The following is a 25,379-nucleotide window of genomic DNA, read 5'->3' on the forward strand; positions in this document are numbered from 1 at the left end:
TGACGAGGCACCACACCATGAGCATCAGCACCCAGGGTGGCGACAACCGCAACCCCTCCGTGGTCAGCACCGGCAAGCCGGCGGCCGGCGGCAAGCCCCGAACCGACGATAAGGCCGCAGGCAAGCCGGCGAAGGGCAAACCGGCGAGCGGCCGGGCCGGTGGTGCCACGGCCGCCCGGACGGCCGGCGGCAAGACCAGCGGCAAGCCCGGCGGCAAGGCCGGCAAGGGCGGCAAGGGCGGCCGCAAGCCGGTCAAACCGGTCAAGGTCACCCAGGAGCGCAACTGGGGTCCGATTGCGCTGATGGTCGGCGTCGGGGTGCTGGCGACCGCGATCATCGGGTACGGGGCCTACGCGGTCTCCCAGGAGGCCCGGTCGTGGCAGGACCGCGCCTCGGACATCACCGACCTGGTCAACTACCGGGAGGCCAACCCGGCGGCGCTGGACCCGATGGCCGGCAAGCAGTCGCACGAGTGGGGCCCGCTGGAGTACGAGATCCAGCCGCCGGTCGGCAGCAGCCACAACCCGAACTGGCAGAACTGCATGGGTGACGTCTACGACGCGCCGATCGCCAGTGAGCACGCCGTGCACAGCATGGAGCACGGCGCGGTCTGGCTCACGTACCAGGAGGGTCTGCCCGCCGACCAGATCGAGACGCTGGCCAGCAAGATCCAGGGCAACGAGTACACCCTGATGAGCCCGTTCGAGGGCCTGGAGTCGACGGTCTCGCTGCAGGCGTGGGGCTACCAGCTCGCCATCGACGACGTCGACGACCCGCGGATCGACGAGTTCATCCGGGCGCTGCGACAGAACGCCACCGTCGAGCCGGGTGCCACCTGCTCGGGTGGGATCACCGCCACCGGCACCACCCCGCGTGACATCGGCGCCCAGGAGCAGCAGATGGACGGCGCCGGGTCGTGACCACCAGGACGGAGACGGACGCGATGGCCGACACCGAGCGGGGCCCCGTCGACGGGCCGGCCGCGCAGGACCGGCCGGCGGACCCGGCCGGCGGGGAGCCGACCGATCCGCCGACGCCCGGTGCGGCCGAGACCGGCCGGGGCGGCCGGTTCGGCACCGCGTGGCTGGCCGCGGCCGTCGTGGTCGGTCTTCTGCTCGGGTACGCCGCCGGCCTGCTCACCCCCGGGCTGCTGCGCCCCGGCGACGCCTCGCCGGAGGCCGGGTTCGCCCGGGACATGTCGACCCATCACGCGCAGGCCGTGGAGATGTCGATGATCGTGCTGGAGCGCAGCGAGAACCCGGCGGTACGGACCCTCGCCAGCGACATCGCGCTGACCCAGCAGAGCCAGATCGGCATGATGCAGACCTGGCTACGTGAGTGGGGCCTGGAGCCGACCGGCACCCAGCCCCGGATGGACTGGATGGAGACCACCGGCGAGTGGGCGGTGGTCGACGGTCTGATGCCGGGGATGGCCACCGACGCGCAGCGCGCCGAGCTGCGGGCAGCGACCGGCGTGGAAGTGGACCGGCTGTACCTGTCGCTGATGCTCACCCACCATCTGGGCGGCATCCACATGGCAGACGGGGTGCTGGAGCTCTCCGACGACGAGGATGTCCGCTGGCTGGCCGAATCGATGGTGAGCGGCCAGCAGAAGGAGATCGAGCTGATCCGTACCCTGCAGTCCCAGGTCGGCGGCTGACGCCACACCGTCCGACGGCGGCCCTAATGGTTGCCAGCACCGCTCCGCCCGCCCCGGTCTCCGCCGGGGCGGGCGCGTCGTACCCCCCATCTCCCGAGGTACCCCGCCACCTTCAGCGTTGTCCGTTCCATGCCGCTATACCATGACTTCGCATACTTTGCCGGACTCTACCGTCTCAGACGTTTTCTAGGCACATATCGCTACCGTCCTGATACAGCCTCGTTGGTCCTGACGTGGGGGCACTTCTTAGCGATACTCGGAGATCGATCACGAGCTGGTGCCGACGGCACACGCTCGGCGGTGACGGCGCGGTGGCGGCCCGCCGTCGCGGATCACCCACCGGTGACGCTGGCGGGCTGACACCGGAGCAGGAACTCGACCTGATCGACCTGTTGCGGGGCCGATGGCCGGAGGACCACGCACTGGACGACGAGCTGTGGAGCCGGCGTACCGTCGCGACGCTGATCGAGCGACGGTTCGGGCTGACCCTGAGCCCGACCGACGTCGGCCACTACCTCGACGCATGGGGGCTGGCGCCCCGGCGGCCGGAGGAACGCGCGTGCGGGCTCTGCGTCGACGCGGTCAACGAGTGGGTGGAGCGGGTCTACCCGACGGTGCTGCGGGCGGCCCGGGAGCACCGGACCGACCTGTGGTGGCTCGGTCGGACCCGGTTGCACGGCACCACCCCGGCCGCCGACGTGCTGTCGGCCGCGTCGGTACGCGGCCAGACCCGGTTCATGGTCCTGACCCCGTCGGTCGACCCGCCGCTGCCGCGCGAGTTCCTGCTGCGGCTGTGCGGACCGGACCGGCGCGGGGTGCATCTCGTGGTGGACGGCTCCTGGGCCAGCTCCGAGCTGCCCCGCCGACTGCCTCGGACCATCGTCACGCACCTGCTGCCCAGCTGCGCCCGCCCGGCCCGGTCGGCCTGAGCAACTCCGCGTCCCGGCCGGCGACCGGACCACCGCGCCGGCCGGGACCGGACACGGCGGATACCGATTCGGCGACCCGGTGCTCGGTTTGCTAATCTTCCTGGGTCGCTGAGCCCCCGTAGCTCAGGGGATAGAGCACCGCCCTCCGGAGGCGGGAGCGCAGGTTCGAATCCTGCCGGGGGCACATCACAAAGCTGCGCGGTGCCGGTCAGTAGCTGTATCGATACCGGGCCTTGATGATCTTCACTTCCTTGTCGTCGGCCCGGTACACCAGGCGGGGTTCGTCATCGATCCGCCGCGACCAGTAGCCGGACAGGATCGACGTTGGCCTCCCTCACTCTTCGACCTCGGCCAACTCCCGTAACTCATCCGTGTTTCTTAATGATCGAGGGGCCGCCCGCTCGGTCCCGGGCGACGGCTTCCATGAGCCGCCTCGCGTTCGCGGGAGACCGAAGCAGGTGCACGGTTTCTTACCAGGCGTCGTAGTCCTCCGCCGACATGAGCACCACGTCCCCGCTGCGCGAGCTGATGCGTATCGGGTCGTGGTCGACGTTGACCCGCTCGATGAGGGAAAACAGGCGCTGCCGCGCTTCGCGTGCACTGATGGACATGGTTGCGCTCCTTCCAGCAGGTACAGACCCGACTCGCCTGGGCCCGGGCGCCGGACGGCCGCCCAACCCGCAGCCGGAACTCCCTTGGGCGGCGTCGCCTGCCCTACGGCGGCGGATAGAACATGCCCTGGGCGGTCACCGACGGACTGGCCGCCGACTCGTTGCCGGCGGCGTCGACGGCGACCACCGTGTACGTGTGCCACGTCGCCCCGCCCACCGCCAGCGTCAGCTGGGTCCCGTCGGTCGCGCCGACGACGGTCGCACCCTCGTACACCCGGTAACTCACGGCAGGCTCGCCTCCGGTGGAGGCAGACCACGCCAGGGTGAGCCGAGCGTCGGTGGGCCAGTTGCCGGGGGCGTTGCCAATCACCTCGAGCGACGCCGGTGCCGCCGGCCGGGCGGCGGGACCGGGTGCGGTGGTGACCCGCGCTCGGGCGGAGCGGGGGGTCTCGCCGCAGGACTGAGGGAGGGTCGCGCTGACCCGGTAGACATGCCGGGACGCGGACGGCAGACCGGAGACGACCGTCTCCGGGTAGCGGGAGGTGGCGACGGCCGTGTCACCGTCCCAGACGGTGTACGAGACGGCGGTGGCGTCGAAGGTCCAGCCCAGCCGCACCGACGACGGGGAGAGCGCGATCGCCGTCAGCTCGACCGGCTTGGGCGGGCTGCTCAGGCAGGTCTCGGTCCCGGCCGACACCGCTGGGCTGTGCGTCGACTCGTTGCCGGCGGAATCGAGCGCGGCGATGGTGAAGCGGTGCCAGGTGGCGTGGAAGAGCCGCTGGACGGTGACTGCGGTGCCGACGCTGACGGCGACCCGGGTGCCGCCCTCGTAGACCGCGTACCGGTCCGGCGGCGTTCCGGCCGGCGCGGTCCAGGCCAGGCCGATTGTGGTGTCGGTGCGCCCGGTGACGGTGAGGCCGGTAGGCGCGGCGGGCCGCGCGGGATCGCCGGCGGCGGTCGTGGCGCTGGTTGAGCCGACCAGTTCGTCGGATCCGGGACCGCACCGGTTGAGCCGGTAGAGCCGGATCTGGTGATCGGTGGCGGGCGCCAGACCGCCGACCCGGGCGCTGGTCAACGACGTCCAGCCCAGGCTGACGCCGTCCACCCGCAGTTCCAGCTCGCCGCCGAGCGGGTGCCGGGGCCAGGAGAGCGAGACCGCCGACGCGGTGGCGGCGGTGACGGTGATCGGCAGGGTCGGGGTCGGCAGACACTCCGGGTTGACCCCGGAGAGCCAGGAGCGGCCGGTTACCGGGTCGGTCGGCGCCGACTCCCGCCCGTGCCGGTCGACGGCGGTGACGGTGTACACGTGCGACGAGCCGAAGGGCACGTTCATCGTCGTCGACGTGGTGCTGGTGCGGGCGACCACTTCTCCGCCCTCGTACACCCGGAAGGAGTGGACCCGTGGCCCGGTGGGCGGCTGCTGCCAGGTCAGGCTGATCGAGGTGCCGTTGGTGCTGGCCCAGAGCGCGGTCGGGGTCGTCGGGCCGGCCGGTCCGCCGTACCGCGCGGCGGCGGGGGATGCGCCGAGCAGGACGACGGCGATGAGTGCGGCGCTGGTCAGCGCGGCGGCACCGCCGCGCCAGTGGGATGGGGTACGCACAGCTGTCCCTCCAATGACACCGACCAGTTATCGACCTCAATCGATAACACCTAGGAAACTGGTGTGTCGACGCCATGTCAAGCGCGGGTGGACCACACTGGCAGACATTGGACAGAGGGTCCGGTCCACCAAAAAGACCCTTATGTCATGATAAAAAAGAACCAGTTCTTGCTCGAGTTGCAGGTTTGGGATATTCAGATGGTGCTAGACAGCTACCGATCTTGACGTCTATTTGGATTACTGACTGAGGACCGGTAATACAGAGCGAAAGATGATCTGGCACCACTCAGACATGAACCGGTTCTCACGGAAGACGTTCACGCATGACCGACGCCCGACGGACCGCAGCAAGATTCAGGTCTGCACCAAGGGACCGCACCCTTCGTCGATCAAGGCACATTTTCGGTAAAGACCAGGCCACCCTGCAAGGCTAGCTGTTTCATTCGCCGGAAAGTGCGCCTCCACCGCACTCCCTGTGTCCAACGCGATTGGCCGCCCACTCGGCGGTGACCAGCGGAAAGACCTGCGATGGAGAGAACGTGAACATTTCCCACGAGTACGACAGCACCCTGTCCCCGCCTGCGCCAGAGCCCCGCTCCATCGCCATGGCGCGCGCCGCCGCACGGATCGTAACGTATCCGATCCTGGTCGTCGCCATGATCGTAGTCAGCGTGATCGCGCTGCGGCACGGGTGGAACCTAGGTGCCGTCAACTTCGTCTTTCTGATCGGCACGCTCGCCTATCTCGCGATCCTTGAGCGTCTGATCCCGTACGAACCGACCTGGCACCCGAGCTTGCGTGAGTGGCGCTGGTACGGGATCTACTTCCTGCTGACCTTGCTCGGCGGCGGGCTGGCACAGCTGCCGATCATGGCTGTCGTCGGGGCGGTCGCCGCGCCCCAGGGGTGGCTGCCGCTGTGGGTGGAGATGCCGTTCGCGCTGCTGCTCGGTTCGCTGGCCAGCTATGTGATGCACCGGCTCGGGCACACCAACGCCTGGCTGTGGCGGCTTCACGGGGTGCACCACGTGCCAGACAAGGTCAATGTCGGCAACAACGGCGTCAACCACATCTTCGACATCGTCCTCGCCCAGGGCGCGGTGCAGTTGACGCTCGCCTTCGCCGGCTTCTCCGAGCCGGCCGTCTTCGTCATCGGCCTGCTCGTCATCGTGCAGGGCTACTTCATCCACGCCAACATCGACGTGCGTATCGGTTGGCTGAACTATGTTTTCACCAGTCCGGAGCAGCACCGTCTGCATCACAGCACGGACCTCGCCGAGGCGGGGAATTTCGGCTCCGATCTGTCGATCTGGGATCAGCTCTTCGGCACCTTCACATGGCGTTCGGGTCGCCGCCCATTAGCGGTCGGGCTGCACAATCCGACATCGTTCCCACCGACCGGGGACGTCGTCGCCAGCCTGTTGCACCCGTGGCGCGCCCGCGCCGGTGCCCGAGGTCCGCGTCGCTGACAACCACGTGCGCGTCTTCCGCTCGTCCGTACCGCGACCCAGAAGGACTTGACAATGACGTACTCCCGCGCGGCCGGGGCGCAAGAGCAGAACCCGGCGAATGCCGGCGGCTCGGAAAAGATCGCAATCATCGGCATCGGCTGTCGTATGCCCGGTGGTGCCTCGGACTACCGGACGTTCTGGCAGAACGTCGTCAACGGTCAGGATTGCATTACCGAAACACCCTCGGACCGCTACGACGTCGCCACCCTCGGCAGCCGGGACAGGACCAAACCGGGGCGGTTGGTCGGTGGCCGGGGCGGCTACATCGACGGAGTGGCCGAATTCGACCCGGCCTTCTTCGGCATCAGCCCCCGAGAGGCCGAACACATGGATCCGCAGCAGCGCAAGCTGCTGGAGGTCAGCTGGGATGCGCTGGAGGACGGTGGGCAGAAGCCGACGGAGCTGGCTGGACGGGACGTCGGGGTGTTCATCGGCGCGTTCACCTTGGACTACAAGATCCTGCAGTTCGCGGACCTGAGCTTCGAGACCCTGGCGGCGCACACGGCGACCGGAACCATGATGACGATGGTGTCGAACCGCATCTCGTACTGCTTCGACTTCCGCGGCCCCAGCGTGTCGATCGACACCGCGTGTAGTTCCTCCCTGGTAGCCGTACACCTGGCCCGGCAGAGCCTGTTGCGCGGGGAGATCGACCTTGCGCTCGCCGGCGGGACACTGCTGCACCTGACCCCGCAGTACACCATCGCCGAGACGAAGGGTGGCTTCCTGTCCGCGGATGGCCGCTCGCGGCCCTTCGACGCGTCGGCCAACGGGTACGTCCGTGCCGAGGGCGTCGGGGCGGTCGCGCTGAAACGGCTGTCGGACGCGCTGGCGGACGGTGATCCGATCCACGCGGTGATCATCGGCAGCGGCGTCAACCAGGACGGCCGGACCAATGGCATCACCGTGCCGAACGCCGACGCCCAGGCCACCCTCATCGAGCGGGTGTGCGCCGAGGCCGGGATCGCCCCTGGCAGCCTGCAGTACGTGGAGGCGCACGGTACCTCCACCCCGGTCGGTGACCCTATCGAGGCCAAGGCGTTGGGCCGGGTGCTGGCGATCGGCCGCCGGCCCGGGGAGACCTGCTACATCGGGTCGGTGAAGACGAACATCGGGCACACCGAGTCCGCCGCCGGCGTCGCCGGTCTGATCAAGACCGCGATGTCCGTGAAGCACCGCATCATCGCCCCGCAGATCAACTTCGATCAGGTCAACCCCGAGATCGATCTGACGTCCCTGCCGTTCGAGATCCCTACCGCGCCCACGCCGTGGCCGCAGCACCAGGGGCCGGCCCGTGCCGGGGTCAACTCCTTCGGCTTCGGCGGCACCAATGCGCATGTGCTGCTCGAAGAGCCACCGCAACGGCCGGACGTGATCGCGCCCACAGCCGGCCCACCGGCGTACACGATCCTTCCCCTGACTGCCCGCGACCCCGATGCGCTGCCGGCTCTCGCCGAGGGCATCCGCAGGGAGTTGGCTGGGGCCGACGGACACGACGCCGTCGCGCTGGCCGACCTCGGCTACACGCTGGCCCGCCGCCGCCAGCACCACGAACACCGCTTGTCCATCGTGTATCCGAGTCGGGCGCAGGTGCGCTCGGACCGGGCCTCGCTGGACACGGCACTGGCCGCCTATCTGCGCGGCGATCCGCATTCACATGTGTTCGTCGACCAGCGACGCGACGCGCACGAGTGTGCGCTGGTGTGGGTGTTCACCGGCATGGGCCCGCAGTGGTGGGCGATGGGCCGCCAACTGTACGCCGACGAGCCGGTGTACCGGGACGCGATCGGCCGCTGCGACCGGGCGATCCGGCGGATCGCCGGCTGGTCGTTGATCAACGAGTTGAACGCCGACGAGGTCGACTCGCGGATGGCCGAGACCTGGCTCGCGCAGCCGGCCAACTTCGCGGTCCAGGTCGGCCTGGCAGCCCTGTGGCGCAGCTACGGTGTACGGCCCGACGCGATCGTGGGACACAGCACCGGTGAGGTGGCGGCCTTCTACGAGGCCGGCGTCTACTCCCTCGAAGAGGCGGTCAGGATCGTCGTACACCGCAGTCGGCTGCAGCAGAAGCTCGTCGGGACCGGCACCATGCTCGCGGTCGGGCTCACCGAAGCCGAGGCTGAGCACCGGATCCGGCGCTATGGCGAACGGGTCTCCGTGGCCGCGGTCAACAGCCCCGGCGCGGTGACCCTCGCCGGTGACGAAGGCACCCTCGCGGGCCTCGCCGCCGAGCTCACCGCAGAGCAGACCTTCGCCAAGCTCGTCGCCGTACGCGTGCCGTACCACAGCGCCGCCATGGACATGATCAAGGACGAGCTGCTCGCCTCACTGCACGGCCTCGCCCCGCGCCCGGCCCAGGTGCCCGTCTACCTCACCGGACAGGACGGCGTGGCGCAGGGCCCCGAACTCGACGCCGACTACTGGTGGCGCAACGTCCGCGACAGCGTACGGTTCCGTGGCGCGGTCGATCGGCTCGTCGACGACGGATACCGCCTCTTTCTCGAGATCGGCCCGCATCCGGTGCTCGGCCACTCCGTTCAGGAATGCCTCGCCAGCAGGGATGTGCAGGGTCGTACCCTGCCGTCGATCCGGCGGGGGGAAGACGAACCGCAGCGCATGGTCATGTCCCTCGCCGCCCTGCACAGCCTCGGTGTTGAGATCGCCTGGGACGTCCTGCACCCGGTCGGGACACCGGTGCCGCTCCCCCGTTACCCGTTCCGGCGCGACCGCTACTGGGTGGAGCCGCGATCGGTCGCGCAGGTCCGGCTCGGACAGCGGGACCACCCGTTGCTCGGCCGGCGGTTGTCCAACGCCGAGCCCACCTGGGAGGTGAGGCTCGACACCGAGGACATGCCGTACCTCGACGACCACCGGATCCAGGGAAACACCGTGTTCCCGGCCGCCGGCTACCTCGAAATGGCGGCGCAGGCGGTCATCGCGCTCACCGACGGCGGCGCGGCGAGGTTGGCCGACGTCGAACTACGCAGGGCTCTGTTCCTGTCCGCCGGTGAGTCCCGGACCGTGCAGCTGTCAGTGACCGCCGAATCCGGCGAGTTCACCGTCGCCTCGATCGCCGGCGACGCCGCCGACCACGCCGTGCACGCCAGCGGGATCCTGCTGACCGGCCAACCCGGCCGGCGCGTTGCCCGGCTGGCCGCCGCCGCGGTACGGCAGCGCCTGGCACACCACCTCGACGGCGCACGGTGCTACGCGGACCTCGCCGCCCTCGGCTACCACTACGGCCCGACCTTCCAGGGCATCGAGCAGGTGTGGATCGGCCCAGACGAGGCGCTGGCGCGGATCCGGCTCCCGGCCGCACTCGACGGCTCCGCCGGCGGCTACCACGTCCACCCGGTGCTGCTCGACGCCTGCTTCCAGACCCTACTGACCCCGCAGCTGCTCGACGCCGCAGGTCCGGACGAGGAACGCACCGGCATCCGGCTGCCGTTGTCGATCGCGGAGGTACGCCTCGACCCGGTCGGCGACCAGGCGCTGTGGGCACACACGACGATCGTGCGGCATGACGCCGACGGGTTGATCGGCGACATCGCGGTCTACGCCGACGACGGCACCCCGGTAGGCCACATCGGCGGCTTCCGCGCCGCAGACGTGGAAAAGGCCACCGCCGCTGTCGGTGTCGGTGTCGGCACGATCGACAGCTGGCTCGCCGAACTCCAGTGGGTCCAGCGGGAAGCCCTGACCGACCCGGAGGCACAACCCACGGCCGCCGATCGGGCCGGTGACCGGTGGCTGGTCTTCGCCGACCGGAACGGCCTGGCCGAAGAACTGGCGGATCTGGTGACGGCCCGCGGCGGTCACTGCCACCTCGTCCGGCCCGGACCTGGCTTCCACCTCGACCGCGATGGTGCGGGCTCGACGGTGCGACCGGGCCGCGCCGACGAACTGCACCGCCTCCTCACCGAATTGCGCGCGGCCGGCTTCGGACCATTCCACAACGTGGTGCACCTGTGGGGCCTGGACCTGCCGCCGCTTGACCGCACCGCCATCGGCGAGTTCGCCGAGCACACCAGCCTCGGCGTCTACTCCCTGGTCGCGCTCGCCCAGGCACTGCTCGCCCAGGGGACCGACGGTCGGCTGCACGTCGTCGCCAGAGGCACCCAGGCGGTGCAGGCAGCGGATCCGGTGGCGCCGATGGGCGCGCCCGTCTGGGGCGTCTGCCGAGTGCTGCGCCACCAGGAGTTGCTCAATCACCCGGGCAAGCTGATCGACCTCGGCCCGGCCGGCGGCCGGGACCGGACCGCCCGGCGGGCGGAGGCAGCGGCCCTGCTACGGGAGCTGGCCGTCGACGACGAGGACGAGATCGCCCTGCGCGGCGACCACCGGTACACCAGCCGGCTGCGGCCGGCCGACGAGCTGACCCGCCCGCTGCCGCTACGCCTGCGCGCCGACGGCGCCTACCTGGTGACCGGCGCGTTCGGCGCGCTGGGCCGGCTGCTGTGCCGCACCCTCGTACGCCGGGGTGCCCGCCGGCTCATCCTCCTCGGGCGCAGCCCGGTCCCGCCCCGGCGGCGGTGGGGCGAGCCTGGCTGGGACGGCGCGGTCCGCGACCGGATCGACTTCCTCATGGAGCTGGAGAAGCTCGGCTGTCAACCGATCCTGGCCCGGCTCGACGTCACCGACGAAGCCGCGCTGACCGGCTGGCTGGCCGATCACCGCGCCAGCCAGGCACCGCCGATCCGCGGCGTGTTCCACCTCGCCGGCCAGGTCCGCGACACGCTGCTCCCCGAGATGGACCGGGCGGCGTTCGACACCGCGTACGCGCCCAAGGTGCTCGGCGCGTACCTGCTGCACCGTCACCTGAACGACGAACCGCTGGAGCACTTCGTGCTGTTCGCCTCGATCGCCTCGCTGCTCACCACCGCCGGGCAGAGCAACTATGCGGCCGGCAACGCCTTCCTGGACGCGCTGGCGCAGCATCGCCGCGCCACCGGACTGCCGGCGCTGAGCCTGGACTGGGGGCCGTGGGCGACCGGAATGATCGAGGAGCTCGGCCTGGTCCACCACTACCGGCACAGCCGCGGCATGAGCTCGCTGTCGCCGGCTGCTGGCATGGCGGTGCTCGAACGGGTGATCGGGCAGGACCGGGCGCAGCTGCTGGTGGCCACCATCGTGGACTGGCCAACCTTCCTTTCCTGGTACACCTCCGAACCGCCGCTGGTGGCCGACCTCGCGGCGACGGCGGCGCAGCCGCCGGACGCGGGCGGCGAAAGCTTCCTGGACGTGTTCCGCGACGCGGACGGTGACCGGCGGCGCCAACTGCTCGGCGAGCGGTTCACCGCAGTGGTGGCGGCCGTGCTCAGGGTGCCCCCGGAACGGGTGGACCCGGCATCGAGCGTCGCCGCCCTGGGACTGGACTCGCTGCTCGCCATGGAGCTGCGCGCCCGCATCGCGGCCGAGATCCACGTCGCCCTGCCGGTGGTGGCGCTGCTCAGCGGCGCAGCGGTCGCCGACCTGATCGAGCAGGCGCACGATGAGCTCGTCGACCTGCTCACCACGGACACCGCCACCAGCGGTGCCGACGTCGAGGTGTACAGCGACGAGCAGTGCTATCCGTTGACCCAGAACCAGAAGGCACTGTGGTTCCTCAAGCAGCTCAACCCCGACGGTTACGCCTACAACATCGGCGGTGCGGTCGAGGTGCGGGTCGAACTGGACGCGGGGCTGATGTTCGAGGCCGTCCGAGCCCTCATCGCGCGCCATCCCAGCCTGCGGGCGAACTTCCTGCTCGAACAGGGCCAGTCGGACCTGGGCCGGCGTGCCGGCCACCGCCAGCCGGTGCAACGGATCCACCCGCAGATCAGGGCGGACGTCGCCCTGTTCGACGTGCGTGACCGGGCGTGGACCGACGTCTACCAGATGATCATCCAGGAGTACCGCCGCCCGTACGACCTCGAGCGCGACCCGCTGGTGCGCTTCCGGCTGTTCCGGCTCGGCCCACAGCGGTGGGTCATCATGAAGGCCGTCCACCACATCATCTCGGACGCCATCTCCACCTTCACCTTCATCGAGGAACTGCTCGCCGTCTACGAAGGGCTGCGCCGGGGCGAACCCGCGCAGCTACCGCCGGTGTCCGCCCACTACCTGGACTTCCTCAACTGGCAGAACAGATTTCTCGGCAGCCCGCAGGCGAGCAGGTCGCTGGACTACTGGCGTTCGCACCTGCCAGCCGAGGTGCCGATCCTCAACCTGCCGACCGACAAACCACGTCCGGCGGTGCAGACCAACAACGGAGCCTCGGAGTTCTTCACGCTGGATCCGGACCTCACCACACGGGTGCACGCGACGGCCCGCGACCACAACGCGACCGTGTTCATGGTGCTGCTGTGCGCCTACTTTGTCCTGCTGCACCGCTACTCCGGGCAGGACGACGTCATCGTGGGCAGCCCGGTGACCGGGCGGACCGAGGAGGAGTTCGCCTCGACCTACGGGTACTTCGTCAACCCGCTACCGCTGCGCGCTGACCTGTCCGGCGATCCTTCGATCGCCGACCTGCTGAACCAGGTACGCACAACCGTGCTCAACGGGCTGGACAACCAGGACTACCCGTTCGTGCTGTTGGTGGAGCAGTTGGGCCTGCACCACGATCCCAGCCGGTCGGCGGTCTTCCAGACGATGTTCATCCTGCTCACCCACAAGGTGGCGACGGAGAAGTACGGCTACCGGCTGGAGTACATCGAACTTCCGGAGGAGGAAGGGCAGTTCGACCTGACCCTGTCGGTCTACGAGGACGAGGCCGACCACCAGTTCCACTGCGTCCTCAAGTACAACACCGACCTGTTCCTGCCCGAGACCGTACGACGGATCGCACGGCACTACGTCCAGCTGCTCGACACGATGAGCCGGTCGGCGCCCGAGCAGCCGGTCCGCCAGCTGGAGCTGCTCGGCGCGGACGAGCGCGAACGTCTCCTCGACGATTGGAGCGGCGCACGGCAGCAGGTCCCACACGACGTCCCGGTCCACGAGCTGATGGCCAGGGTCGCCGCGCAGCGGCCGGACGCCGTCGCCGTCGTGGCGCCGGCAGGTCCCAGCGGCGCGGCTTTCGGATCCGCCGACACTCGCCGGCTGGACTACGCCACCCTGGAACGGCGGTCGCGGCAACTCGCGCACCGGCTGCGCCGCCTCGGCGTACGTGACGGCGCGGTGGTCGCGCTCTGCCTGGACAAGTCACCGGAGCTGATCACCGCAGTGCTCGCGGTGCTCCGGGCCGGCGGTGCCTATCTGCCACTCGACGCCGACTATCCGGCTGAACGGCTGGCGTACATGCTGCGCAACGCCGGGGCCACCCTGGTGCTCGCCGACGGCGCGGCCCGCGGCGGCATCAGCGGCATGGTCGGAGTATCCGGCCGGGTGCTGGACCTGCACTCGCTGCTGCGGGCGGCCGGAAACGAGCCCGACGCCGCCCTCGACGTGCGCGTCGGCCTGGACGACCCGGCCTACGTCGTTTACACCTCCGGTTCGACCGGTCTGCCGAAGGCCGTCCAGGTCACCCACCGCAACCTGGCCGCGGTGTACAGCGGCTGGCGACAGGAGTACCGCCTCGACGAGGTGCGGGTACACCTGCAGATGGCCAGCTTCGCGTTCGACGTGTTCGCCGGCGACCTCGTCCGCGCGCTCTGCTCCGGCGGCACCCTGGTCCTGGTCGACCGCGATCTGTTGTTCAACACCGACCGGCTGTACCGCACGATGGTCAGCGAACGCGTCGACTGCGGCGAGTTCGTCCCCGCCGTCGCCCGCGGGCTGCTCGCCTACTGTGCACGTGAGAGACGCCGGCTGGAGTTCATGCGCCTGCTGATCGTCGGCTCCGACATCTGGACCGTCGAGGAGTACCAGCGTCTGCGCGCGCTCGGCGGCCCGCACACCCGGGTGGTCAACTCGTACGGCCTGAGCGAAGCGACCATCGACAGCACCTACTTCGACGGCCCGCCGGACACCCTCGATCCCGGCCACGTCGTGCCGATCGGGCGGCCGTTCCCGAACAGCGCCGTCTACCTGCTCGACGAGCAGGGCGGGCTGGTGCCGCCCGGCGTACCCGGCGAGTTGTGGGTCGGTGGCCATGGCGTGGCGACCGGCTATGCCGGCGACGCCGAGCAGACCGCGCAGCGCTTCGTCACCCGGACGTTGAGCCGTCGGCCGGGTGCCCTGCCGGTGCGGCTCTACCGCACCGGGGACCTCGCCCGCTGGGCAGCCGACGGCGTCCTGCACCTGTTGGGCCGGGCGGACACACAGGTCAAGGTACGCGGACATCGAGTCGAGACCGGTGAGGTCGAGTCCCTGCTGAAGGCGCTGCCCGCCGTGGCGGAGGCGGTGGTCGTGGTCCGCCCGGACGCCGGTGGCGAAGCCGTCCTCTGCGCGTACTACGTGCTAGCCGACGGTGCGGTGCTGGACCGGCGGGAACTGCGCAGCCACCTCGCCGACCACCTGCCCACGTTCATGATCCCGGCGCACCTCGACCAACTGTCGGCGCTGCCGCTGACCCCCAACGGCAAGGTCGACGTGGCGGCGCTCCCACCGCCCGGTCCTGACCCCGAGCAGAGGCGGGACGACCCGCCGGTGACGCTGTACGAGACCCGGATGGCCGAGCACTGGCGGGCGCTGCTCAACCTCGACGAGATCGGGCTGCGGCAGGACTTCTTCGAGGCGGGGGGAAGCTCGATCAAGCTCGTCGAGCTGATCTACGGTTTGCAGACCGAGTTCAACATCGAGATCCCGGTCAGCCGCCTCTTCCAGATCTCCACCCTGCACGGCATGGCGAAAACGGTGGAGCACATCGTCACCGGGCGGCTCACCGGGGGGCAGCCGTATCTGACGTTCAACCCGGCGGACCGTCCGGCGCTGTTCTGCTTCCCACCTGCCGGCGGGCACGGGCTGATCTACCGGCAGTTCGTCATGCATCTGCCCGAGTACCACGCTGTGGGGTTCAACCACATTCCCGGCGACGACAAGGTCGCCCGGTATGCGGACCTGGTCGACGAGCTACAGCCGGACGGCGGCTGCCGGCTGCTCGGTTATTCGCTCGGCGGCAACCTCGCCTTTGAGGTGGCGAAGGAGCTCGAGCGCCGGGGCCGGACAGTGCGACACGTGGTCATCGTCGATTCGTACCGTATCGGTGCGGAGTTCGAGTTCGGCCCGGAGCAGTTCGCGGCGTTCGAGCGGGAACTCGCTGAGCACCTGCGCCGGCACACCGGTTCGGAGATCGTCGCCCAGGAGACCCGGGAACAGGCCCGCGAATACATCGAGTTCTGCGCCCGTACCCCGAACCTGGGGGTCGTCGCGGCGCCGGTGACGGTGATCAGCGACCAGGACCGGATGGGGTTCTACGCGGCGGGTGAGCACGGCAGCTGGGCTGGCGCGTCACGCAGCCACGACGGCCTGCTCGCCGGGTTCGGCACGCACGCCGAGATGTTCGACCGGGAATACGCCTCCCGCAACGCCGGCCTGGTCCGTGACGTCCTGGCGGGCTCCGGTGCCGAACCCGGCACCGGCACCGGTTCCGGAGAACGTCCCGCGCCCGCTGCGAACCGCGACCCGTCGCTCGCCCCAGTGGACTGACCATCGAGGAGGCACCGACCATGCCAGAGTCGAAACCCGCCCGGGAAACGATGATCATCATCGGTGGTGGCCTAGGTGGTCTCGCCACCGGCTGCTATGCGCAGATGAACGGCTACCGCACCCACACTTTCGAGATGCACGAGTTGCCGGGCGGCTGCTGCACCGCCTGGGACCAGGGTGAGTTCACCTTCGACTGGTGCGTGAGCTGGCTGCTCGGCAGCGGGCCCGGCAACGACATGCACCAGATCTGGCTCGAACTCGGCGCGCTGCAGGGCAAGGAGATGCGCGACTTCGAGACGTTCAACATCGTCCGTGGCCGGGACGGGCGGACCGTCTACTTCTACTCCGACCCTGACCGGTTGCAGGAGCACCTGCTGTGGCACTCGCCCGCCGACGCGCGGCTCATCCGCGACTTCTGCGCCGGGATACGCACCTTCAAGAAGCTGCTCAACGCCTATCCGTTCCTCAAGCCGGTCGGCCTGATGCGGCCGTGGGAACGGTGGCGGATGCTCGCCACCTTCCTGCCGCACTTCAACACCATCCGCAGGTCGATCACGACGCTGATGACCGACTACTCCGCCAAATTCAAAGATCCGCTGCTGCGGGAGGCGTTCAACTTCATCCTGTACGAGCGACATGCGAGCTTTCCGGTGCTGCCCTTCTACTTCCAACTCGCGGCGCACGCCGGGCGCACCGCCGGCGTGCCGGAGGGGGGTTCGCTCGGGCTGGCCCGCTCGATCGAGCAGCGCTACCTGCGGCTCGGCGGCAAGATCACGTACAACGCGAAGGTCGACGAGGTGCTGGTCGAGAACGACCGGGCGGTCGGGGTCCGACTCAGCGACGGACGTGAGCACCGCGCCGACATCGTCGTCGCCACCTGCGACGGGCACACGACGGTCACCAAGCTCCTGAACGGCCGCTACCTCAACGAGACCTACCGTCGCCTGTACACCGAGACCATCGACGAGCCCGGCCAGGTCTACCCCGGGTACGTCAGCGCGTTCTTCGGCCTCGACCAGCCGTATCCGGACGCAGACCCGTGCACCACTCATCTGCTGTCGCCCGAGGAGGCAACGGACCTGGTCGGCATCAGCGAACACCCCAGCATCAACGTACAGTTCCGCAGCCGGCACTACCCCGAGCTCTCCCCGGCGGAAACCTCGGTCGTGTTCGTCACCTTCTTCTCCGATACCGACGCCTGGCGGCAACTGGTGGCGGGACCGGAGCAGGCAAGCCGGGTCCGCAAGGGCGAATTGCTGCACACCCTGCGGGTGCGGCGGGGCCGCACCTACTACGCCGCGAAGCGACAGGTGCGCACCGCCCTGCTCGGCCTGCTCGACCAGCGTTACCCCGGGCTCGCAGACACGGTCGTGGCGCACGATATCGCGACACCGCTGACCCAGATCCGCTACACCGCCAACCACGACGGCTCGATCGCCGGCTGGCAACCGTTCGTCGACGGCGGCGAGACGATGGAAAAGGAGCTGGAAAAGCACGGCCCGGTGCTACCCGGGCTGGCTGACTTCTATTTGGCCGGCGTCTGGACCACGATCGGCGGGCTCATCCGGGCCGCTGCCAGCGGCCGGCATGTCGTGCAGTTCATCTGCCGCGACGACGGCCGGCCCTTCACCGCCGACATCGACGACACGGCACCGCCGCCCACGCAGGTGACGGTGCCCGTGCCGGCCAAGCCCTCGCTGGCCTTCCCGGCCGAGGGACACCCGTCCATTCTCACCCGGCAAGGAGCCTGAGTTGAAGATCGCGAAGTGGGTCGTGCGCGAGCATGTCGACGGCGTCCCCGAAGTCGGCCGGATCTACGAGAAGGTGACAGAGGACGCACCGGTCGCGCTCGGCGACGACGAGATGCTGTTTCAGACGCGGTACGTCTCGGTCGATCCGTACCTGCACGGGCTCGCCTTGGAGACGCCGGTCGGGCAGCACATGATCGCCGACTCGATCATGGAGGTGATCGAGGCCGGACCGGACGCCCGTTTCCAGGTGGGAGACCTGGTCCAGGGCTACGGCGGTTGGCGCAGTCACGTCGTCGGCACCGGCGGCGAGGTGCTGTGGCAGGGGGAGACGTTCCCGATGGTCTTCCCCGCCTACCGCAAGCTGAATCCGCAGCACTACGACGACGTGCTGCCGGTGACGACGGCGCTGGGGATCATGGGAGGGCCAGGCATCACCGCGTGGGGCACGCTGACGCATTTTCTGACGGTCCGCCCGGGTGACACGCTGGTGATCAGCGGCGCCTCGGGAGCCATCGGAACGCTGGTCGGGCAGCTCGCCAAGCGGGCCGGAGCGCGGCTGGTGGGCACCACCGCGTCCGCAGAGAAGGTCCCGTTCCTCACCGAACTCGGCTTCGACGCCGTGGTCGAGTATCGGCACGGTGACGAGCCAGGCCGGGTACGGGAGGCGCTGGTCAAAGCCGCCCCGGACGGCGTCGACAGCTACTTCGACAACCTTGGTGGCACGATCACCGACATGGTCTTCACGATGCTGAACGTGCACAGCCGGGTCGCGGTCTGCTGGCAGTGGGCCACCCAGGTGGGCCGCGAACAGACCGGGCTACGTCTCCTGCCGATGATCATGTACCCCCGTACGACCATCCGGGGCATTTTCGCACACGAGTGGTTCACCGAGGAGAACCTGTCGAGGATGCGCGACGAACTCGGCGGCATGGTCCGTCGGGGGGAACTGACCTACCAGCAGACCGTCCACCACGGATTCGACGAGATTCCGAACGCATACCACAGCCTCTACCAAGACCGGGGAGGTAACCGGGGCAAGATCCTGGTCGCCATTTAGCCGGGGTGGAGCCGCCAGGTCCGGTGCCAGATGCCGTACCGGCGGCCCCTGCGGTGAAGATGTTCCGCGACGCGGCAAGTCCGAGCACGGTCGCGACGACCGCTCTGCCCGGATTTCCGGCTGATTTCCGCCATCTGACAACGAACCGAGCCCGGCGGAAGTATTTTTGAGCGTCGATCCCTCTCGGTAGGAGTGTCCATCCCGCGACCGTCGGCACCACGGCGGTCGCCACACTCCTACCCCTTCGGGAGGAAACCTTGTCCACGCGTCTGACGCAACGCGTACGCAGATCCACACTCGCACTGATCGGCACGGCCACGCTGGCGCTGCTGCTCCCGGTCACCTCGGCCACAGCGGCGGCGCTGGACCGCTCGACCGACCGCACCGCCACCGCCGCGCCCGTCGACGTCTTCATGAAGGACCATCCGTCGGACGTCGGAATTCAACCGCACGGGCTGAGCCCGATCTGGGCAAGCCCCGACATCAAGGTCTGCCCCACCGCCGTCGAGTGCGCGACCAGCCAGAACCCGATCGTCGGGCAGACCAACTACATCTTCATCAAGCTGCGCAACCCCGGGCCGTACGGTGCCGGCGGCATGGAGCAGGGTGAGATCCACGTCTACCGGACCACGCCGGGCGGCGGCGCGACCTGGCCCACCCACTGGACCGAGATCGGCTGGATGTCGGTGCCGGTCTACGCCGGTGTCACCACCGTCACCATCCCCTGGAACGGCGTCCCCGGGCCGGGACACTTCTGTCTGCTCGCCCGCTGGGTCTCCCCCAACGACCCGATGACCTTCGAGGGTCCGAGCAACAGTGTGAACACCCGGGAGAACAACAACATCGCCTGGCGCAACGTCGACTCGGTGGCGCTGTCGACCAGCGGGCAGACCGAGGTCCGGCCGTTCGCGATCGGCAACGTCCTGCGGGAGCCGACCCGCAACAGCGTGGTCTTCAGCGAGGACGGCGCACCGCTGCGCACCGCCGGTGGACGGCTCGTGGTGGATCTCGGCCCGACGTTGTTCGCGCGCTGGGTCGAGGGCGGTATGGCCGGCAAGGGCATCCGGGAAGCGGGCCGTAACCGGGTCGAGATCGTCGACCCGGGCCAGGCCAGCCTGGACAACCTGATGCTGCGGGGCAACGAACGACTGACCATGCGGCTGCTGTTCACCGCCACCAACCCGGTCGAGAAGCCGATCGCCGTAATGGTGACGCAGTTCGGCCCGGACGCCGACGGCAAGGACTGGGCCGACCTGGGTGGTGTCCGCTACGACGTGACCGTCAGCAAGCAGGACCGTTAGCCACCTCGCAGGGCAGGGACGGAGGTGGCGTCCGGGACCCGTGACCTCCGTCCCGGCGAGGTCCGGATCTGCTGGCTCAGCGCAGGCTGACCCAGCAGGTCCGGACCTTGTATGTCGCGGTGCTGGCCCGCAGCTGCACCGGGCCGGTCGGCGGTACGCCCATCGAGAAGAACCCGGCCTCGTCCACCGGCACGTCCTCGTACTGCCCGGCGGCGGACCGGGCACTGAGCCGGCCCGGCGCGGCCGGGGAGAGCTGCCCCACCACCCCGCTCGCGGTGACTTCGACGGCGAGGACCACCGGACCGGACCGGAAGGTCAGGGTCCGGTCGGTGCCGCCGGACCGGGTCGACCCGACTGGCTCCAGGTCACAGGCCGAGTCGAAGGTCAACTCGGCGACCGCCAGCTCGGCGTCGACGGTCCGCCAGCTGAACGCGGCCAGTGCCGCGGCCAGGAAGTGCTCCGGCACCGGTCCGGAGTCGCGCAGGGCGGCACCCAGCTCGATCAGCAGCGCGTCGTCACTGTGTGGTGGCCACTGCCGCATCACGTTCACCTCCGTTCCCCTGCTGCTGCCCGGGCGGGCCGATCCTGACGTACGGGGCGAGGGCTGGGCAGTTGCGCAGCTTCGCCAGGCATCGGACCTGGGTCGGGCCGACGCTTCCAGTGGGCATGCCGAGTTGCTCGCCAATCTCACGGTAGCTGGCCGGCGGGTCGGCGACGAGTAGCGTGAGTAGTTCCCGGCAGCGCGGCGGCAACTCGGCGAACGCGTCACGCAGCGCCTGGCGCCGCTCCTCCCGGAGCAGATCCTCGTCGGGAGTCGCCGGGTCGACCAGCCGGAAGACGCCGACATGCGCGTCGGTCGATTCGTCGTACGGGTCGAACGGCTGGGTACGCCGGCCGAGCCGCAGCATCCGGTGACACTCCCGCCGGGTGGTGGTCACCAGCCAGGCAGGCAGTGCGTGCGACTCGCGCAGCCGGCCGAGGTGCTCGACCAGCCGCAGCCAGACGGTCTGGTTGACGTCGGCGGCGTCGGCGTGGCCGAGCCCGTAGCTGCGGATCACCGCCGCCACCAGCGGGCTGTACCGGTGGACCAGCGCGGACCAGGCGGTCTCGTCGCCGGTGGCCGCAGCGGAAACCAGCTCGGGGACGGTAGCCGGCGCCGGATCGGGATCAGGCGCCGGTTCGGGGACGGCGTCGGGGCCACTCATCCGACCAGCACGCCGTAGTCGGGGTGCCAGGCCGGGCCGGCGGTCAGCACCGCCGCGGCGGCCGCCGCGTCCAGCCCGGCGCTGGTCATCAGGGCGGCGAGCCGGCCGGAGACGTGGCCGGTGGCGAAGGAGGTGCCGGCCCAGGCGGCGAAGCCGTCGAAGTGCAGCACCGGCTGGCCGGGCAGGACCATCTCCCCGTCGACGTACGTGCTGGTGCGGTCGCCGTACGCGCTGGCGTCCACCCAGGAGCCGTAGCTGCTGTAGTCGGCCGGCACCGGGACGCCGTCGGTCGCGTCGAGGGCAGCGACGGCCAGCACACCGGGCAGCGCCGCTGGCCAGGATGGGCGGCTGGTGCCGGCGTTGCCGGCGGCGGCGACCACCGCCGTCGTCTTCGGCAGCGCGGCGAGGGCGTTGGCCAGCGGCAACGGCGGCTGGTCGTGTTGCGTGAAGTAACCGAGGGAGAGGTTGATGACCGACACCTTCGGGCCGAGCCGGCCGATCGCGGCGATCAGGCCCTCCTCGTCGCCGATGCCGTTGGCGTCCAGTGCCGACTCCGGGTCGACCCGTACGCCCGGGGCGGCCTGCCGTACGACACCGGCGACGAAGGTGCCGTGCCCGCCCTGCAGGGCCAGTTGGGTGCCGCCGAGGTACAGCGGGTCCTCGTCGTCGGGCTCCGGCAGGTAGCTGCCGCCGAGCCAGTCCGGGTGCACGTCGCCGGCCAGCCGCCAGATGCCGGTGTCGCAGACGCCGACCGTGACGTCGGCCCCTTCACCGAGCCGGGCCGGGTCCGGCGGTGGCAGCGCGGCCGCGACCCGTGGTGGCCCGCCGGGGTTGCCCATGATGTTGCCGAAGCCGAGCAGTACGTGGTGTGGCTGCACCTGTGGGGCCCGCCCGCCGGGCCACTGGCGCGGGTCGCGGAGCTGGTCGACCACAGCCGGGACGTCGGTTTCCCGGTCGAAGCGCAGCCGGCCGACCTGGGCGAAACCGTCGTCCTCGGTGACCTGGTGGCCGTCGGCGCGCAGCCGGGCCGCCACCCGGTCCACGTCGGCCGGGGCGACCAGTAGTTGCCGGGGGCGGTAGAGGAACTCCTTGCCGGCTGTCGCGGTGTACCGCCGTACCGCCGGGTGAGCGGCCAGGATCTCCAGGAACGCCCGTTGATAGCTCTGGTCGAGGGACCGGTCGGCGGGTCCTGGCGCGCCGGCCTGGCCGGTCAGGTGCGACCAGCTGGTCGCCGGGTCGAGGGGCAGCAGCGCGGCGGCCAACGCGGACCACCCCAGCAGCCGCCGGCGGGAGACTTGCCCGGGGAGACCCGGCACGGGGTGACGGTGGTCGGACGACACCTGACCCTCCAAGCGGGTGGGAGACGGGGCCGGCACCACGAGGGCGACCACAGAAGGTTACGGGACCGACACGATTATTTCAAAGGATAGTTAGGTGTCAATTAAGTGACTGGCGCCCGGGTGCCGGCGTTGACCCGGGGTGCACGGGTGGGGAATTCTCTGTCTTGTGACCGAACGCGCCGATTCCGGTGTCGACCTGGCACAGCGGGCCCTGGACACGGTCCAGCGCTACCCACACGAGGCCATCTCGATCGCCCACCGGGTGCTTGCCGACGCACCCGACGCCCACACCCGGTCCACTGCGGAACGCGCCATCGGCCTGGCGTTACGCGAGCTCAACGACCTGACCGGCGCGGCACTCCACCTGCGTCGGGCGGTACGGGCCGGGGACGACGCCCGGCTGCGGGCACTGGCCCGGATGAGCCTCGGCTACGTACTGGCCAGTGCCGGCCGGACCACCGCCGCGCTGCGGGTCGTCACCCTGGCCCTGCCGCAGCTGACCGGCGCCGACGCCGGTCGGGCCCGGATGCAGCGCGGCGTGGTGCTGCACTACCGGGGCCGGTTCGACGAAGCGGTCCGCGACTACGACCAGGCGGTGGAGATCGCCCGCCGCGAGGGCGACCTGCTGCTGGAGGCGCGCGCCCGCAACAACCGGGGGCTGCTCAACGCCCACCTCAACGCCCACCTCGACGCCGACACCGACGACGACCTGAACCGCGCCGCGGCCATCTTCAGTCAGCTCGGGCTGGACCTGGCCGCCGCCGACGCCCGGTGGAACAGCGGCATCGCCACCGGACAACGCGGCGACGTGGCCGGCGCGCTGCACTGTTTCGCCGAGGTCGACAACGAGTACCGCCGGCTCGCGGTGCCCCGCCCCGCGCTGCTGCTGGACCGCTTCGAGCTGCTGCTGTCCGTACCGCTGATCGACGAGGCGGTCACGGTGGCCGAGACCGCCGTGACCGAGCTGCGCCGGCTCGGGATGGCCTCGGACCTGGCCGAGGCGCTGCTCGCCCAGGCGCGGGCCGCGCTGCTCGCCGGCGACCTGGCCACCGCGGCCGACACCGCCGGGGCGGCGCGTAGCCGGTTCCGACGGCAGGGCCGGCGAGCCTGGGCCACCCTCGCCCGGCACGTCGAGCTACGGGCCGGGTACGCCCGGGGCACCCGGTCCCCCGCGCTGCTCGCCGCGATGATCCGTACCGCCGATCAGCTCGACGCCACCGGCTGGCCCGGACCGGCGCTGACCAGCAGGATCGAGGCCGCCCGGCTGGCCACCACGCTGGGCCGGCACAGCCGGGCGGTCGAACTGCTGGAGGTCGCGGCGGACGCCCGGCGTCGGGGCACCGCACCGCGGCGGGCCCAGGGGTGGTACGCCCTGGCGTTGCGCCACCGGCTGGCCGGCGACGAGTCCGGGGCGACCCGCGCGCTGCGCCACGGTCTGGCCGTACTCGACGGGCACCGCGCCTCGCTCGGCGCGACCGAGCTGCGGGCCAACAGCGGGACGTACGGCAAGGAGCTGGCCGCCGAAGGTCTGGACATCGCGATCCGGCGGGGCGCACCGGCGCAGGTGCTGACCTGGGCGGAACGGTGGCGGGCCAACGCGCTGCGGATGCGGCGGGTCTCACCGCCACCGGATCCGGACCTGGCCACCGCGCTGACCGAGCTGCGGATGGTCAGCGCCGCACTGGAGGACGCGCTGCTGGCTGGCAACCCGGTGCAGACGCTGCGCGGCAGTCAGGCCCGGCTGGAGCAGCGGATCCGGGAGCTGACCCGAGGGGTCAACGGTGGCGGCGAACTGCTCGCGCCGCCCGGGGTCACCGACCTCGCCACGGCGCTCGGTGCCGCCGTACTGCTGGAGCTGGTGGCGCACGGCGAACGGCTGCTCGCGGTGCTGGTCCACGACGGCCGGCCGACGCTGCACGATCTCGGGTCGCTGACCGACGCGGTGCGGGTGGCCCGGCTGCACCGGTTCGGGTTGCGCCGGCTGGTCACCACCGGCGACAGCGCCGACGCCGAGGCCGGGGTGCGGCATACCGCCGGCGCGTTGGACCGGCAACTGTTCGATCCGGTACGCGACCTGATCGCCGACCGGCCGTTGGTGATCGTGCCGATCGGCGAGCTGCACGCCGTACCGTGGTCGGGTCTGCCGACCTGTGCGGGCCGGGCGGTGACCGTGGCACCGTCGGCGACGGCGTGGCTGCGGGCCACCGGCCGGCGCACCGGCGGGGCAGACCCGCAGCCTGCCGGCGGACCGGCGGTGCTGGTGGCCGGGCCGCGGCTGCCGGCCGCCGAGACCGAGGTACGGCAGCTCAGTGCGGTGCTGCCCGGCTCCCGCACGCTCACCGGGGCCGCCGCCACCGCCGACGCGGTGACCGGGGCGCTCAACGGCGCGCGGCTGGCGCACATCGCCGCGCACGGGCGGTTCCGGGCGGACAACCCGCTATTCTCCACACTGGAGCTAGCTGACGGACCGTTGACCGCGTACGAACTGGAGCGGATCACCAGCCCGCCCGGTTGCGTGGTGTTGTCGGCCTGTGATTCCGGGCTGGCCGGGGTCCGCCCCGGCGACGAGGTGATGGGCTTCACCGCAGTGCTGCTGGCGCTGGGCGCCCGCTGCCTGATCGCGACGGTGCTGCCGGTGCCGGGCGAGCTGACCACCGCGCTGATGCTGGAGCTGCACGGCGAGATGCTGGCCGGGCATGCTCCGGCGGTGGCGCTGGCGCGGGCGCAGCAGGCGTTCGCCGCCGGGCCGGACGGTGGGGCCGGGCCGGACGGTGGGGCCGCAGCCCGGCACGCGACGGCGGCCGCTTTTGTCTGCTTCGGCGCCGGCTAGCCACCAACCCATTGACA

Annotated in this window: 15 protein-coding genes and 1 tRNA gene; 10 read left to right on the top strand and 6 right to left on the bottom strand. The window is 70.4% G+C overall.

Annotated elements, in window-relative coordinates; all coding sequences use genetic code 11:
- The first annotated feature begins 17 nt into the window (after positions 1 to 17).
- The 4 genes from EDC02_RS20820 to EDC02_RS20835 all read left to right on the top strand — a co-directional run bounded on the left by EDC02_RS20820 (position 18) and on the right by EDC02_RS20835 (position 2,773).
- Entirely contained in the window at positions 18 to 920 is a 903-nt protein-coding gene (locus tag EDC02_RS20820) for a DUF3105 domain-containing protein (protein ID WP_123603413.1), read from the top strand.
- Positions 917 to 1,660 carry a DUF305 domain-containing protein gene (locus tag EDC02_RS20825; protein WP_233606103.1) on the top strand — a complete coding sequence of 248 codons (744 nt, stop codon included), beginning with the start codon at positions 917 to 919 and terminating at the stop codon, positions 1,658 to 1,660. The genes EDC02_RS20820 and EDC02_RS20825 overlap by 4 nt, the downstream gene beginning before the upstream one ends.
- Positions 1,661 to 1,893: 233 nt before the next feature.
- The gene (locus EDC02_RS20830; protein ID WP_123603414.1) at positions 1,894 to 2,589 is read left to right on the top strand and encodes a winged helix-turn-helix domain-containing protein; all 696 of its coding nucleotides are present in this window, start codon (positions 1,894 to 1,896) and stop codon (positions 2,587 to 2,589) included.
- A gap of 112 nt (positions 2,590 to 2,701) precedes the next feature.
- A tRNA-Arg gene (locus EDC02_RS20835) sits at positions 2,702 to 2,773 on the top strand.
- 24 nt (positions 2,774 to 2,797) lie between these two features.
- Here EDC02_RS20835 and EDC02_RS42830 read toward each other — a convergent pair.
- The 3 genes from EDC02_RS42830 to EDC02_RS20850 form a co-directional block, all read right to left on the bottom strand.
- A complete protein-coding gene (locus EDC02_RS42830; RefSeq protein WP_199757890.1) occupies positions 2,798 to 2,908 on the bottom strand; it encodes a type II toxin-antitoxin system YoeB family toxin in 111 nt (36 codons plus the stop codon).
- Positions 2,909 to 3,059: 151 nt separating this feature from the next.
- Positions 3,060 to 3,200, bottom strand: coding sequence for a type II toxin-antitoxin system Phd/YefM family antitoxin (locus tag EDC02_RS42545; RefSeq protein ID WP_305036215.1), 141 nt, complete (start codon positions 3,198 to 3,200; stop codon positions 3,060 to 3,062).
- Between the two features lie 103 nt (positions 3,201 to 3,303).
- A complete protein-coding gene (locus EDC02_RS20850) occupies positions 3,304 to 4,800 on the bottom strand; it encodes a fibronectin type III domain-containing protein (protein WP_123603415.1) in 1,497 nt (498 codons plus the stop codon).
- Between the two features lie 506 nt (positions 4,801 to 5,306).
- Here EDC02_RS20850 and EDC02_RS20855 point away from each other — a divergent pair.
- The 5 genes from EDC02_RS20855 to EDC02_RS20875 all read left to right on the top strand — a co-directional run bounded on the left by EDC02_RS20855 (position 5,307) and on the right by EDC02_RS20875 (position 19,987).
- Positions 5,307 to 6,266, top strand: a complete 960-nt coding sequence (locus EDC02_RS20855; RefSeq protein WP_199757710.1) for a sterol desaturase family protein — start codon at positions 5,307 to 5,309, stop codon at positions 6,264 to 6,266.
- A gap of 54 nt (positions 6,267 to 6,320) precedes the next feature.
- Entirely contained in the window at positions 6,321 to 15,878 is a 9,558-nt protein-coding gene (locus EDC02_RS20860) for a non-ribosomal peptide synthetase/type I polyketide synthase (RefSeq protein WP_123603417.1), read from the top strand.
- A 20-nt stretch (positions 15,879 to 15,898) separates the two neighbouring features.
- Entirely contained in the window at positions 15,899 to 17,629 is a 1,731-nt protein-coding gene (locus EDC02_RS20865; protein ID WP_233606113.1) for an NAD(P)/FAD-dependent oxidoreductase, read from the top strand.
- A 1-nt stretch (position 17,630) separates the two neighbouring features.
- The gene (locus EDC02_RS20870; RefSeq protein WP_123603419.1) at positions 17,631 to 18,686 is read left to right on the top strand and encodes an NADP-dependent oxidoreductase; all 1,056 of its coding nucleotides are present in this window, start codon (positions 17,631 to 17,633) and stop codon (positions 18,684 to 18,686) included.
- A 257-nt stretch (positions 18,687 to 18,943) separates the two neighbouring features.
- A complete protein-coding gene (locus tag EDC02_RS20875; RefSeq protein ID WP_123603420.1) occupies positions 18,944 to 19,987 on the top strand; it encodes a hypothetical protein in 1,044 nt (347 codons plus the stop codon).
- Between the two features lie 76 nt (positions 19,988 to 20,063).
- Here the strand turns inward: EDC02_RS20875 and EDC02_RS20880 are convergent, their stop codons facing one another.
- Genes EDC02_RS20880 through EDC02_RS20890 form a run of 3 tightly spaced genes read right to left on the bottom strand, consistent with a single transcriptional unit; the run spans position 20,064 to position 22,508 of the window.
- Positions 20,064 to 20,528: a hypothetical protein gene (locus EDC02_RS20880; protein WP_123604993.1), complete on the bottom strand. Its 465-nt coding sequence runs from the start codon at positions 20,526 to 20,528 to the stop codon at positions 20,064 to 20,066.
- Positions 20,503 to 21,192: an RNA polymerase sigma factor gene (locus tag EDC02_RS20885; protein WP_123603421.1), complete on the bottom strand. Its 690-nt coding sequence runs from the start codon at positions 21,190 to 21,192 to the stop codon at positions 20,503 to 20,505. The genes EDC02_RS20880 and EDC02_RS20885 overlap by 26 nt, the downstream gene beginning before the upstream one ends.
- Complete coding sequence (locus EDC02_RS20890; RefSeq protein WP_123604994.1) at positions 21,189 to 22,508, bottom strand: S8 family serine peptidase; 1,320 nt, start codon at positions 22,506 to 22,508, stop codon at positions 21,189 to 21,191. Before EDC02_RS20890 ends, EDC02_RS20885 begins: the two co-directional genes overlap by 4 nt.
- Before the next feature lie 190 nt (positions 22,509 to 22,698).
- Here EDC02_RS20890 and EDC02_RS20895 point away from each other — a divergent pair, with 190 nt between their 5' ends.
- Complete coding sequence (locus EDC02_RS20895; RefSeq protein ID WP_199757711.1) at positions 22,699 to 25,362, top strand: CHAT domain-containing protein; 2,664 nt, start codon at positions 22,699 to 22,701, stop codon at positions 25,360 to 25,362.
- Positions 25,363 to 25,379: the final 17 nt, after the last annotated feature.

Source organism: Micromonospora sp. Llam0, from assembly GCF_003751085.1.
GTDB lineage: Bacteria > Actinomycetota > Actinomycetes > Mycobacteriales > Micromonosporaceae > Micromonospora_E.